Annotated in this window: 7 protein-coding genes; 5 read left to right on the top strand and 2 right to left on the bottom strand. The window is 71.3% G+C overall.

From position 1 onward, the window contains the following. Positions 1–3: 3 nt before the first annotated feature. Positions 4–978, top strand: a complete 975-nt coding sequence (locus tag ACQP2X_RS48500; RefSeq protein ID WP_498693098.1) for an aldo/keto reductase — start codon at positions 4–6, stop codon at positions 976–978. Here ACQP2X_RS48500 and ACQP2X_RS48505 read toward each other — a convergent pair. Both ACQP2X_RS48505 and ACQP2X_RS48510 read right to left on the bottom strand, forming a co-directional pair. Then, positions 975–3,953: a S8 family serine peptidase gene (locus tag ACQP2X_RS48505; protein WP_498693100.1), complete on the bottom strand. Its 2,979-nt coding sequence runs from the start codon at positions 3,951–3,953 to the stop codon at positions 975–977. The two genes, ACQP2X_RS48500 and ACQP2X_RS48505, sit on opposite strands and share 4 nt — an antisense overlap. An 83-nt stretch (positions 3,954–4,036) precedes the next feature. Continuing rightward, a complete protein-coding gene (locus ACQP2X_RS48510; RefSeq protein ID WP_498693101.1) occupies positions 4,037–4,876 on the bottom strand; it encodes a class I SAM-dependent methyltransferase in 840 nt (279 codons plus the stop codon). A 102-nt stretch (positions 4,877–4,978) separates the two neighbouring features. On the opposite strand from ACQP2X_RS48510, the gene ACQP2X_RS48515 reads away from it, so the two are divergent. The 4 genes from ACQP2X_RS48515 (at position 4,979) to ACQP2X_RS48530 (ending at position 13,994) form a co-directional block, all read left to right on the top strand. Then, the gene (locus ACQP2X_RS48515) at positions 4,979–8,014 is read left to right on the top strand and encodes an ATP-binding protein (protein ID WP_498693103.1); all 3,036 of its coding nucleotides are present in this window, start codon (positions 4,979–4,981) and stop codon (positions 8,012–8,014) included. Positions 8,015–8,077: 63 nt separating this feature from the next. Next, positions 8,078–10,051 (top strand): YncE family protein, encoded by a 1,974-nt coding sequence (locus tag ACQP2X_RS48520; protein WP_498693104.1) that lies wholly within the window; start codon positions 8,078–8,080, stop codon positions 10,049–10,051. Between the two features lie 5 nt (positions 10,052–10,056). Further along, positions 10,057–12,054 (top strand): hypothetical protein, encoded by a 1,998-nt coding sequence (locus ACQP2X_RS48525; RefSeq protein ID WP_498693105.1) that lies wholly within the window; start codon positions 10,057–10,059, stop codon positions 12,052–12,054. Then, positions 12,051–13,994, top strand: a complete 1,944-nt coding sequence (locus ACQP2X_RS48530; RefSeq protein WP_498693106.1) for an NHL repeat-containing protein — start codon at positions 12,051–12,053, stop codon at positions 13,992–13,994. The genes ACQP2X_RS48525 and ACQP2X_RS48530 overlap by 4 nt, the downstream gene beginning before the upstream one ends. The last annotated feature ends 4 nt before the right edge of the window (positions 13,995–13,998 follow it).

Genomic DNA, 13,998 nt, shown 5'->3' on the forward strand with positions numbered 1-13,998 from the left:
CGTATGCGGAAGCGAATTCTCGGCAACGGCCTCGAGGTCTCGGCGATCGGATTCGGCGCGATGGGGATGAGCCAGGGCTACGGCTCGTCCCCGGACCGCCCGGAGATGATCGCCCTGCTCCGGCAGGCGGTGGAGCGCGGCGTCACCCTGTTCGACACCGCCGAGGTCTACGGGCCGTACGTCAACGAGGAGCTGGTCGGCGAGGCGCTCGAACCGGTGCGCGACCAGGTGGTGATCGCCACCAAGTTCGGGTTCGCCATCGGCAGTGACGGCGTGGACAGCCGCCCTTCGCACATCCGGGAGGTGGCCGAGGCGTCCCTGCGGCGGCTCCGGATCGACACGATCGACCTGTTCTACCAGCACCGCGTCGACCCGTCGGTGCCGATCGAGGACGTGGCGGGCGCCGTGCGGGAGCTGATCGCGGAGGGCAAGGTCCGGCATTTCGGCATGTCCGAGGCCTCGGCCGCGACGATCCGGCGCGCCCACGCGGTGCAGCCGGTGACCGCGCTCCAGAGCGAATATTCGCTGTGGTGGCGGCGCCCGGAGGTCGAGGTCTTCGGCACGCTGGAGGAGCTGGGCATCGGCTTCGTCCCGTTCAGCCCGCTCGGCCGCGGCTTCCTGACCGGCAAGATCGACGCCGCTACGGCCTTCGATGAAACGGACATGCGGCTCTCCCTGCCGCGTTTCTCGGCCGAGGCCCGCGCGGCCAACCAGGCGCTGGTCGACCAGGTCGCCGCGATCGCCGCCGGCAAGGGAGCGACGCCCGCGCAGATCGCCCTGGCCTGGCTGCTGGCCCAGAAGCCGTGGATCGTCCCGATCCCCGGCACCCGGCGGCTGGAACGTCTCGAGGAGAACCTCGGCGGCGCCACCGTCGAGCTCACCCAGGGCGACCTCGCGGAGATCGAGGCCGCCCTGGCGAAGGTGGCGGTCGTGGGTGACCGCTACACCGAGAGCGCGGAACGCAAGACGAACCTCTAGCGGTCGCTGATCAGCAGGCCGGGCACGACGGTGCGCCCGGTGCGGAACTCCGTGTAGGCCCATCGCTCGACGTCCGGCTGTGGGCCGACCGGGGTCAGGGTGACCTGGCCGAACCCGCCGCGTTCGACCTGTGCCGGCACGCTGATCGTGGCGTTGTGCAGGTCGGCGCGCTGCGGGACCACGGTCACGCCGATCTCATAAGGCACATCCGGGGTGTACGTCGACTGAGCGTGCACATAAGCGGTGTAGACCCCGGGCGGCGGGAAGAACCGTGCCACCCGCTCATTGCTGTGCCAGAAGGCCCAGCTCCGCTCGACCAGCTTGCCGTCCTTGTAGAGATAAAGGTCGAGGTTGAGGTTCGGGTCGTCCGACGCCGTCTGCACGATGAGGCCGGCCGTGCCGCTCGGCACGACGATCCTCGTGCCCTGCGTCCCGACCCCGCCGGGTGCGAAGGCGCCGCCGCTGACGGTCGTGCTGAGCTGCTTGCCGGCCCACTTCACCGGCGTATATCCGGTGGTGCGGCCGGTGAGCGGACCGGTGAAGCCGGGCTGGAGATAGCCCTGGCCGAGCCCGCCGGTGCGGCCGAACTCGGCGCCGGTGTCGTCGTACGGCCGCGGTGTGAGGCCCCAGGGCCGGGCCGCGACGGTGAGCCGCACGCGGTGCTTGTCGCCGGCCAGGACCAGCGAGCCGGTCGAGTACCGGTCCCAGGTGGCGCTGCCCCGGGCCAGCTTGATCGTCACGGTCGCGGTCGCTCCGGGCCGTACGGTGAAGGTCCTGGGGTTGATCGAGACGTCCATGCCGGACAGACCTTCGACCTTCGCCCGGTACGTCTCGGTGCGGTTCCCGACATTCGTGAACTTCCGCACCACCTGCACGGGGTGCAGCCCGTCGTACTCGCGCAGCGCGATCGACGGCAGGTTGAGCTCCTTGCCGTCGGGCGCGGCCGCCGCGGCGAAGGCGGTCAGCGAGTCCGCGGACGGCTCGACGACCAGGCCGGGATCGGTGGCCCGGGCCGGCGTGGGCAGGCCCGAGCCCTGCTGGAGCGGGCTGCTGGTCGCCTTGGTGTCGGCCGCGGTCGTGCGCAGCGCCGACGCCACCGCGCCCGGCGACCACCCAGGATGCTGAGCCCGCAGGATCGCGGCCATGCCGGCCACGTGGGGCGAGGCCATCGAGGTGCCGGAGTACGCGTCGAACAGCCGGCCGCCGGCCATCGGCGACACCGCCGCCACGACGTCGACGCCGTCGGCCACGAGGTCGGGCTTCTGGAGCCCGGTGTGCACCTGGTCGGGTCCGTACGAGGAGAGCCCGGCCACGCTCGGAAGGCCGGCCAGGCTCGACCCGTCGCCGCCGGTCACCAGTGACGCGGTGCCGTCGTCGCGGTGCGCCCACAGGTAGTTGAAGATCTGCCCGGCCTGCTCGGCGCTCCACAGATAGACCGTGGGGAAGTCGTAGATGACGTTGAGCCGCGAGTTGCCGTTGGTCTGGAAGAGCACGACGCCCACGCCGCCCTTGTCCTTGACCTCCTGCACGGCCCCGGCCGAGCTGTCGAAGTCACAGGCCACGATCTTGCCGGCGACCTTGGCCGCGTCGAGGCTGCCGCCGGCGCAGAACTGGGCACCGTCCTCGACCGATCCGGCCCGGTCGGCGAAGACGATGGGGGTCCGCTGCCGCGACGGCAGCACGTCCATCGAGGTGCCGACGATCCTGGTGCCGTCGCCCAGGCGTACGGTCGCCTCGTTGGTCCTCTCGACGGCGGCGCCGACGGTGGTCACCCAGGGCTCGGCGTTGCTGATCATGCCGGACATGCCGTCGTTGCCGGCCGAGGCGGCGACGAAGACGCCGGCCAGATAGGCGTTGAGAAAGGCGTTCCCGATCGGGCTGTTCGCCTGGTAGTCGCCCATCGCGGCGCCGATGGAGTAGTTGATGACGTCGACGCCGTCGGCCACCGCGGCGTCGATCGCGGCGATGATGTCGGCGTCGGTGCCGGAGCCACCCCACAGTGCCTTGTAGACGGCGATCCGGGCGTCCGGCGCCACCCCTTCGATCCGGCCCAGGTCACGGCCCAGCACCATCGCGTGTTCGACCGGCCGCCCGGCCGCGGTGGAGGCGGTGTGCGTGCCATGCCCCTGCATGTCGCGGGCCGACAGCACCTCCCCGTCAGGCAGCGAGCCGGCCATGGCAAGCCAGCCGTCGGCGAAATACCGCGCACCGACAATCTTCCCGTTGCACGCGGACGCGGAAAATCCCTCACCGGTCTGGCAGGTTCCACGCCAGCCCTTCGGCATGGGCAGCTTCGCGGCAAACGACGCACTCTCCGGCCAGATCCCGGTGTCGATCACGCCGACGACGACACCCTCACCCCGCGCCGGCTTCGCACTCGCCGCTTTTCCGCCCGCCGCAGCCGCGCCCGTTGCTTTGGCGCTCGCCACCTTGGACGATTTGTCGGTCTTCTCGGATGGCGCGGCGTCGGCCTTGACGAGCTGCGCCCGGCTGACGGCGGCCACGCGGGGATCCTTGGCCAGTGCGGTGGCCTGCGCTCCGGTCAGCTTCGCGGTGAAACCGTTGAAGGCTGTCGTGTAGGTCTGCCGCGCGGTCACCCCGGCGTCGCCCAGCACGTCGCGCTGCGCCTCGCCGAGATGTTGGCGATATCTCTCGGCCGCGGCCGAGTGGGGCTCGAGGTCCTGCCCGGCCGCCGGCCTGGTCGGGGCCAGACCGTCGACCCCTCCGGCGTACGAGGTGACGGGCGCCTCCCGAAGGCGTACGACGTACTGCCCGTCGGTAAGAACGGTCTTCGCCGTGCCCGGGCGGAACGCGGCACCGCCGGTGAGCGCCGCCGGTGTCCGACCGTCGCGCAGCAGGGCCAGGTCGGGCAGGGATGTGCCCGACCCGGCCGCCCGCGCGGGCCCACCGAGACCGGTCACGGTCAGGGTGAGCGAGAGAGTGAGCGCCGACAGCGCTCGAAGGCTCGTGGCCACGAGTCTCCTTCCTCAGGAGAGTGAAGGGTGTTGATGTGGCCGACAGTCCACTCTGAACCGGTTAAGGCGCGGTGCCTAGATCATTACGATTGCTTCACGCCGCTCACCACCACCATTTCGCACGGGCCGGTGAAACCGTCCGGCCCCTCGAACCGGCCCAGCTCCCGCGCGATCTCGGCCCAGGCCTCGTCCCGTTCGGCCTCCGTCAGGCCGGCGAGCATCTGGTGCAGGGCGCCGAACGACTCACGCTCGAAGCGGACGCACTCGGCCGCGCTCGACATCCGCAGCGGCGACGGCACGGCCTCGACCCGGACGTCCTTGAAGCCCGCGTCGGTGAAGAGCTTCTCGGCGACGCCCGGACCACCCAGGCTGAACGAGCCCGGCTGGCCCGGCTGCTGCGGCGGCAGCTGGGCCCGGCGCCGGATGATCCCGACCGGAACAGCGAAGAACCCGTTGCGCTCGGCGGTGGAGTAGACGACAGCGGCCAGCCGCCCGCCCGGCCGGAGGGCGGCGTGCATGCCGGCCAGCGCGGCCCGCTGGTCCGGGAAGTAGATCAGGCCGACGCGCGAGATCACAGCGTCGTACGTCCCCGGCTCCACCTCGAGACGCTCGCCGTCCATCTCGCGGGTCTCGACCGTGGCCAGACCCAGTTTGCCGATGTATCGCAGCAGCGCCGGCGAGATGTCGGTGGCGAGCACGTGCCCGGTGGGCCCGGCCCGGCGCGCGGCGGCCGCGGTCTGCCCACCGGCTCCCGCCGCGACGTCCAGCACGCGATCGCCGGTGCCGATGACGGCGGCGTCGAGCATGCGGTCGGTGGCGGCGCCGAGCCAGTCGTCGATGACCGGCCCCCACCGGTGCCAGGCCTCGGCGGCCTCTTCCCACTGTTGCCGGGTGGTGCTCTTGTAGCGATGCGGATCGAACATGTTCCTGACCTCCCTGGTCTTCTCACCCTTCTCTGCGCCAGATCTCGTCGGATGTACGCCAGAACCGGTCTGGCACCTTGCCGCAAGGGCCAGAATGCGCAGGTGACGCCGTTCATCGGCCGCGGCGAGCCACTGGCCCGGTTGCTGGCCGCCCACCGGTCCTGCCGCCGCGGCCCGCATCCGCGCCGCGCGGAGTTGGCGCTGGTCACCGGCGAGGCCGGAATCGGAAAGACGGCTCTGCTGAGCCGTTTCGCGGCCGAGGCGGGCCCGGTCCTCTGGGGAACGTGCTGGGACGACGAACGCGCCCCGGCGTGGTGGCCGTGGACCCAGGCCCTGAGCTCCTTGCCCACCACGAGCGATCCCCGCCTCGCGGCCATCCTGGGGACCCCGCCGACACCAGATCCCAACCCACAGCCGGCGGACCGATCGCGGGCGGCCGTCTTCGCGGCGGTCAGCGAACTGCTTGATCGGGAGGCCCAGGCCGGGCCGGTGGTCGTCGTCCTGGACGACCTCCAGTGGGCCGATTCGTCGTCGGTGCGCCTGCTGCGATTTCTGGCCAGGCAGGCGCGCGCCGGCCCGCTGCTGCTGATCGGCGCCTACCGCCCGGACGAGATCCCGCCGTCGACCGCCGGCGAACTGTCCGACCTGGCCACCACGGCCGAGCCGATCGGCTTGGCCGGCCTGGCCCCGGCCGAGGTGGCCGACCTGGTGCACACCGTGTCCGGCCCCGCCGCGGCCGAGCGCTGGTCACCGATGGTGCACGAACGCACCGCCGGCCATCCGTTCTTCGCCCGCGAGCTGTGCCGCCTGCTGGAGTCGGGCGGCTCACCCGACGACGTGCCGGCCGCCGTCCGTGAAGCGATAGGCCGCCGCCTGTCCCGCCTGCCCACATCCTGCACCCGCCTACTCGACGCGGCGGCGGTGGCGGGCCCCGAGCTACGCCCGGACGTCCTGGCCGACATGCTTCCCGGAAGCGCCCGCTTCTCCACCGAGGCGGGGAAGAACGCCGACCGTGAGGGAGCCGGCGCGGGTTCGGAGGCGGTTGGTGAAGCGATTGCCCAGGCTGTCGCGGCTGGGGTTCTGGTCGGGTGGCCGGCCCGGTTCGCGCATGACCTCTATCGGGAGACGATCTATTCGGCTCTGGACGTGGGGTGGCGGGCCGAACTCCATGAGCGGGCGGGGTGGGCTTTGCTGCGCCGGCGCGAGCGGGGTGGGCCTGTCTTTCCGGCTGAGCTGGCCCGGCACTTCGCCGCGGCGGCCGGGCGGGTCGGGGCCGGGCCCGTGGTGGGCTGGGCCTTGCAGGCCGCCGAGGCGGACGGTGGGCGTTATGCCTTCACCGAGGCGGCCGGGCACCTCGCGCGGGCCCGGGCCGCCGTCGACGGGGCGGGCTGCCGACTGGGCCCGGGTGAGCGGGTGCGGCTGCTGACCGGCGAGGCCGACCTGCGGCTTCGGGCCGGGGAAACCGACATCGCCCGCGAGCTGCTGGCCGACGCCTGGCGCCTGGCCACTGCCAACGGTCGCGGCAACGACACCAGTGACTTGCTGGGGCGGGTGGCTCTGGGGCTCGACGCGATCGGGGCCCGGTTCGCCATGCCCCGCACCGAGCTCATCGCCGCCCTCGAGACCGCTCGCGCCGCGCTCGACGGGCGCGGAACGCCGCTGGAAGCCCAGGTCACCGCCGCCCTCGCGCGGCAACTTCAGCATTCCGTGCCGGATGACCGGCCCCGGGCCGGGCCGTACGCGGAACGGGCCGTTCAGATCGCGCGCCGCCTCGGTGACCCGGCCACGCTGGCCGGGTGCCTGCTGGCCCGGCACGACACCCTCTGGACGCCGGGCACCGGCGCCGAGCGCGCTGCCATCGCCGCCGAGATCGCGCACGCCGCTCGGCGGGCCGGCGACGACGAACGGCATGCTCAGGCGCTGCTGCTCTCGGCCAACGCCCACCTCGAGAACGGGTCGGCCGCCTTCCGGGCCGCCTTCGCCGAGTACGCCTATGTGACCGAGCGGCTCCGCCAACCGCGGCACGACTACTTCCTGCGGATCCGCCGGGCCGCGCTGGCCCTGCTCGACGGTGATCTCGACCGCGGCGAGCGGCTGGTCGAGGAGGCGGCCGCGCTCGGCGAGGCGGTCGGCGACAGCGACACCGGCAACGTCCGGATGTCGCAGCGGCTCGAGGTCGTGCGGGCCCGGGGTGAGCCGGCCGAGCTGCTGCGCACCGCCGACGAGGCCGTGCGCTGGTGGATCGGCGCGCCCGCGCACGCGCACGCCGTGGCCGCCGGGTTCCGGGCGCGGGCCGGTGATCTCGCGGGGGCGCGGCGTGAGGCCGACATCGTGCTGGCGCTGCCGGACTGGCGGGCCGACCGGTCGTATCTCTGGTCCGTCTTCGCCGGTGAGCTGGCCGTCGCCGCCATCGCGCTGAACGACCGGCCGCTGTGCGAGCTGCTCCTGGCCGACCTGCTGCCGCTGGCCGGCAGCTGCGTGGTGAACGGGGCGCTGGTCTGCTTCATGGGCGCCCACGATCACCGGATCGGGCTGCTCCAGGCCGCGCTCGGCGACGTCGAGGCGGCGCGACGGTCGCTGTCGGCCGCGTCCGACGTCCACATGCGACTCGGCGCCCGGCTGTGGGCGCGGGAGAGCCGCCGTGCGCTTCCGCCGGACGCGGCGCTGCGCCGGCGGGGTGATCTGTGGGAGCTGCACTACCGGGGTCGCGACGCCGTGCTGCGCGACGCCAAGGGGCTGCATGATCTCGCCGTGCTGCTGTCCCGGCCGGGTGCCGACGTGCCGGCGGTCGAGCTGGCCGCGGCCGGGCGGCCCGTGGTGCACGACCGGGTCGCCGAGGAGCCCGTGCTCGACCGGGCGGCCGTTCAGGCGTACCGGAAAAGATTGGGTGAACCGGTCGGTGAGGAAGAGCGGCGGCATCTGGTCGCCGAGCTGCGCCGGGCGACCCGGCCCGGTGGCGGGGTGCGCCCGCTGGGGCCCGACAACGCCGAGCGGGCGCGCAAAGCGGTGACGGCCCGCATACGGGACGCGATCAAGAGGATCGAGGCGGTTCTGCCCACCTTCGGACGGCACCTCGACCGAACGGTCCACACCGGCCACCTGTGCCGGTACGAGCCCGACCGGTTCGGCCAATGTTGATCCACGGATAACGATCAGGTGCCTTACGCTGTCCCCGTTACAGAGACCACGGGGGTCCTCAATATGTACAAACTTCGAGCCGCTATGTCGGCCGTGGCGGTCGCCTGCGCTGCCACCGTCAGCGTCGTGGCCGTGGGCGCGAGCCCCGCCGCGGCCGGCCCGCCCACTCTCACCGACGGTGTCGTCCTGCCGATCACGCACGCCGACCGCGTCGTCGTCGACCCGGTTCACAAGCGGGTCATCGTCTCCGACAAAGCGGCCGGGAAGGTTCTCTGGCTGTCCTACTTCGGCGGCGTCCAGACCCAGATCAGCCAATTGCCGGGTGTCGACGGCATGGCGCTCTCGCCCGATTACTCGACGCTGTGGCTGGCCGCCTCGGGCACCGACGAGATCCTCGCCTACGACACCGAGCATCCGACGCAGAAGCGCAGCTTCCCGCGTGGTGTGAGTCCGGGCACGATCGCGCTGGCCGGCGGCAAGGTCTGGTTCGGCAGCGCCGACTACTCCTATCAGGCGGGCGACCAGCTCGGCGGCTTCGCCTCGCTCGACCTCGACACCGAGTACAGCGAGTGGGGCCCGCTGCCGGCCCGCATCCATGGCGCGCCCGAGCTGATCGTCCCGCCCGGCGACCCGAACACGCTGGTGGTGGCCGACCGGTCCACCAACACCGCGACGAGCGGCAAGGTCGCCGTCTACGACGTGTCCGGCGACGAGCCGGTCCTCAAGGGCAGTGGCAAGTTCGGCCCCGGCCTGCTGAACGGCATCGAGGCGTACGGGTCCTCGCTGATCGGCTTCGGCTTCGGCTGCCCGATCTGGAAGGCGCCGCTGACCACCCCGGCCACGACGACGACGGCGTACGACAACGGCCTCTGCCGGCCGCAGTCGGTCGACGCCAACGCCGACGGCCGGGTCGCCTTCGGCTACGGCAACACCGACGCCACGCCGGACGTCGCCATCTCGCCCGCCGGTTCCGAGCTTCCGGCCGAGCAGTACGTCGCTCCCGGCAACGAAGAGGTCACCCACGTCGCCTGGGAGCCGGGCGGCGACCGGCTGTTCGCGTTGAGCCGCAGCGGGCAGCAGGTGAAGTTCTACCCGATCCACGGTTCCGAGCCGGTCCGCCCGGCCCTCACGGTCAAGGCGCCCGTGGTGGCCAACCGTGGCGCGGCCCTGGCCGTCACCGGCACGATCAACGTGCCGGGCGCCCTGGTCTCGCTCAGCCGTTCCGACCTGACGTCGCCGAACGGCACCGGTCAGATCGACTCGGCCGTGGCCGACGCGCAGGGCCGGTTCACCCTCACCGACCACCCGCCGGCCGGTGGCACGGTCACGTACAAGGTCTCCTACCAGGGCGATGACACGCGCGCGCCGGTCTCGGCCACGGCGTCGGTCGAGGTCTCCCGCAACGCCACGTCACTGGCGCTGAGCCCGAACAACACCATCAACGCGTACGGGTCGACGGTCACCGTGACGGCCCGCCTCGGCCCGACCCACTCCAACCGCGCGGTGCAGATCTGGGCCGACCCGTACGGCACCGAGCCGCTGCGGCTGGTGCGCTGGACGAACGTGGACGCCAAGGGCAACCTGACGGCCGCACTGAAGTTGACCCGCACCACTGCGGTCCTGGTCAAGTTCCTGGGCGACGCCCAGTACGCCCCGGCGGCCGTCCGGACGGTGCTGAACACCCGGGCCTCCGTCACGTTGCAGCCGTCCCGCCAGTACAAGGCGGCCAAGATCGGCTCAGTGCCGTACCGCTTCTACCACGCGAACGTGCACCCGTACTTCCTGACGACCATCAACCCGTACGCCGGTCGCAAGCAGCGGTTGACCCTCGAGGTCTTCACCGGCGGCACGTGGAAGGTCTGGCGCGTCCTCGACCTGCCCCTGAACTCGGCCGGAAAGTCGGCCTTCACGTTGACCGGCACCCACCCCGTCGGCGCCAAGTACCGCGCCCGGGCCGGCTATCTCACCACGACCTCGGGTGACTCGGTCAACTACACGAACTACAGCCCGTACTACTACTTCACCTTCACGAAGTGATGCCCATGAACAAAGTCCGAGCTGCCCTGACCGCTGTGGCGGTCGCCTGCAGCACCGTCGTCGCCGTCACCGCGAGCGCCGGCCCGGCCGTGGCCGGCCCTCCCGCTCTCAGCGATGGCGTCACCATTCCCATCGACAACCCGACCGACATGGCCGTCGACCCGGTGCACAAGCGGGTCCTGATCACCGACGCGGTGAACGGCGACCTGTACTCGGTGTCCTACTTCGGCGGCGTCCAGCGCAAGGTCTCCGCGCTCATACCCGGCATGAGCGGTCTGGTGTTCTCACCCGGCCACTCGACGGTCTACATGGCGATGGCCGGCCCGTACAGCGAGATCTACGCCTTCGACCCGGTGACCCTGGCGCAGAAGGACAAGTGGGATCTGACCTCGAGCCAACGGCCGAAGACGCTTGCGATGGCCGGTGGCAAGTTGTGGTTCGGCTACACCACCTATGACAAGAACTCCGCCGGCGGCTTCGGCACCATCGACACCACGACCGGAAAGGTGACGCTGCACGACTCGACGGTCGACGGCATCACGTTCCATGACGCGCCCCAGCTGATCACGCCCGCCGGCGCCCCGGACACCCTGATCGTGGCCGACCGCTCCGACGTCGCCGAGACCAGCGGAAACGTGGCCGTCTACGACGTGTCGAGCGGCATCGGGGTCCTCAAGAGCAAGGGCCGTTTCAGCGAGGGCCTGCTCCGCGGCATCGCGGCCAGCCCCGACGGCTCCACCCTGATCGGCTTCGGCAACGGCTGCCCGACCTGGAAGGCACCGATCACCAACCCGGCCCAGCGGACCCCCGGATACAACCACGGCATCTGCTCGCCGTCGGCCCTGGCGGTCAACACCGACGGCCAGGTCGCGTTCGGTTACCGCAACGCCACCAGCACCCCCGACATCGCGATCTCGCCGGCCGGCTCCGAGCTTCCGGCCGAGCAGTACGTCGCCCCGAACAACGACGAGATGACGCACCTCGCGTGGGAGCCGGGCGGCGACCGGCTCTTCGCCCTGAGCCGCAGCGCCAGGACGGGCTACACCGACGTCACGTTCTGGCCGATCCGCGGATCGAAGGCGGACCGCCCGGCGCTCACCGTCGACGCTCCGGCGACCGGCGCTCTGGGCGCCGACCTGAAGGTCACCGGCACCATCGACGCGCCCGGCGCCCGGGTCGAGCTCTACGAGTCCAGCGCGGCCGCTCCGAAGCCCTATTCGGTGGCCGGGGCCACGGCGGACGCCTATGGCCGGTTCACCCTCACCCACAGGCCCTACTTCGGCGGCACCGTCACCTACACCGTCTCGTCACCGGGCGACGACACCAAGGCGCCGGTCTCGGCCACGACCACTGTCGAGATCTCCCGGAACCCGACGTCGCTGGCGCTGAGCCACAACAACACCACTTATGCGTACGGCACGACGGTCACCGTGCTGGCCCACCTCGGATCCACCTACTCCAACCGGTCGGTGCAGTTCTGGGCCGACCCGTACGGCACGGAACCGGCGCGGCTGCTGCGCTGGACCAACGTGGACGCCAAGGGCAACCTGACCGCCTCGCTGAAGCTGACCCGCACCACCGCGATCCAGGTCAAGTTCCTCGGCGACGGCCGGAACGCGCCGGCCTCGGCCCGCTCGGTCGTCAACACCCGGGCTTCCGTAGCTCTGCAGCCCTCCCGGCAGTACAAGGCGGCCAAGATCGGCTCAGTGCCGTACCGCTTCTACCACGCCAACGTGCACCCGTACTTCCTGACGACCATCAACCCGTACCCCGGTCGCAAGCAGCGGTTGACCCTCGAGGTCTTCACCGGCGGCACGTGGAAGGTCTGGCGCGTCCTCGACCTGCCCCTCAACACGGCCGGCCAGTCGGCCTTCACGCTCACCGGCACCCACCCCGTCGGCGCCAAGTACCGCGCCCGGGCCGGCTACCTGACCACCACCTCGGGTGACTCGGTAAACGCCACGAACTACAGCCCGTACTACTACTTCACCTTCACGAAGTGATCGAAGTGATCGAAGTGATGCGCATGCTCAAGATCAGAGCCACCCTCACGGCCGCGGCGGTCGCCTGCACCGCCGCCGTCTCCGTCGCCGGGCCGGCCGCCGCAGCCGCCGGACCCATCACGCTCAGCAACGGCGTCCTCCTGCCGGTGAACGCGGTGAGCGACGTCGCCGTCGACCCGGTGCACAAGCGGGTGCTGGTCACCGACGCCAGCAGCGGAACGCTGCACTCGCTGTCCTACTTCGGCGGGGCGCAGCGGTCGGCGACGATCGGCACCACCGACGGGCTGGCGTTCTCGCCCGATTACAAGACCGTCTACGCCTCGATGGGCGGCAAGCACCGGATCAGCGCCCTCGACCCGGTGACCTTGACCGAGTCGCGCGTCTACGACCTGGACGAGACGGTGCAGCCGAGCGCGCTCGCGGTGGCCGGCGGCAAGGTCTGGTTCGCCTACAAGGGCGGCATGGGCTCGCTCGACCCGGCCACCGGAGTGTCGGCCCTCTACGACCTCGACAACGAGTCCTGGGTCGCCGCCAAGCTCGTCACCGCGCAGAACACCCTGGTCATCGCCAACGCGTGGCGCTACTCGGTGGGCAACGGCGACCTCTCCGTCTACGACGTGTCCAGCGGCGCGGCGGTCCTGAAGACCAAGAGCCGGTTCGGCGACGGCACGCTGCGCGATGTCGCGCTCACCCCGGACGGCTCCGAGCTGGTCGGCTTCGGCGACGGCTGCGCCATCTGGAAGGCGCCGATCACCGACCCGGCGGCCAAGACCGTGACCGGCAACAACGGCATCTGCCGCCCGCAGGCGGTCGACGTCAACACCGACGGCCGGGTGGCGTTCGGTTACGGCAACCAGAGCAGCACGGCCGACATCACGACCTCCGCCGGGGAACAGTTCACGCTGAACCGGCCCGACCACGTCTGGCAGATCGCCTGGGAGCCCGGCGGCGACCGGCTCTTCGCCTTCGGCAACTCGGGCAAGGACTGGCGGTTCTGGCCGGTACACGGTTCCGCGCCGCAGCCCGCGGTCATGACGGCGACCATCCCGGCCACGGTCCTGCCCGGCGGCCTCGTGCAGATCAACGGCACGCTCGACAAGCCGGGCGTCGTCACCCTCACCCGTGACTACGCGAACTCGCCGACCGAGAAGCAGCAGGTGGACCGGGTCACCGTCAAGGCGCCCGGCAAGTTCTACCTGTTCGACCATCCGCCGTCGGACGGCCCGGTCACCTACACGGTCTCCTATCTCGGCACCGACACGATCGGGCCGGTGACCACCTCGGCGATCACCACGGTGGGCCTGCCCACCCCGGCCCTGACCGTGAGCCCCACCAACACCGTCAGCGCGTACGGCACGACGGTCACCGTCACGGCCCATCTCGGCGCCACCTACACCAACCGGTCGGTGCAGATCTGGGCCGACCCGTACGGCACCGAGCCGCAACGGCTGCTGCGCTGGGCCAACGTGGACGCCAAGGGCAACCTCACCACCTCGCTGAAGCTGACCCGCACGACCGCGGTCCAGGTCACGTTCACCGGCGACGAGCGGAACAAGCCGGCCTCGGCCCGGTCCGTGCTCAACACGCGGGCCGCCGTCGCCTTGCAGCCCTCACGTGAGTACAAGGCGGCGAAGATCGGCACGGTGCCCTACCGCTACTACCACGCGAACGTGCACCCGTACTTCCTGACGACCATCAACCCGTACGCCGGTCGCAAGCAGCGGTTGACCCTCGAGGTCTTCTCGGGCGGCACGTGGAAGGTCTGGCGCGTGCTCGACCTCCCGCTCAACACGGCCGGAAAGTCGGCCTTCACGCTCACCGGCACCCACCCCGTGGGCGCCAAGTACCGCGCCCGGGCCGGCTACCTGACCACCACCTCGGGTGACTCGGTCAACTACACGAACTACAGCCCGTACTACTACTTCACCTTCACGAAGTGATGAG

This window comes from Actinoplanes sp. CA-131856, assembly GCF_050956135.1.
Taxonomy (GTDB): domain Bacteria; phylum Actinomycetota; class Actinomycetes; order Mycobacteriales; family Micromonosporaceae; genus Actinoplanes.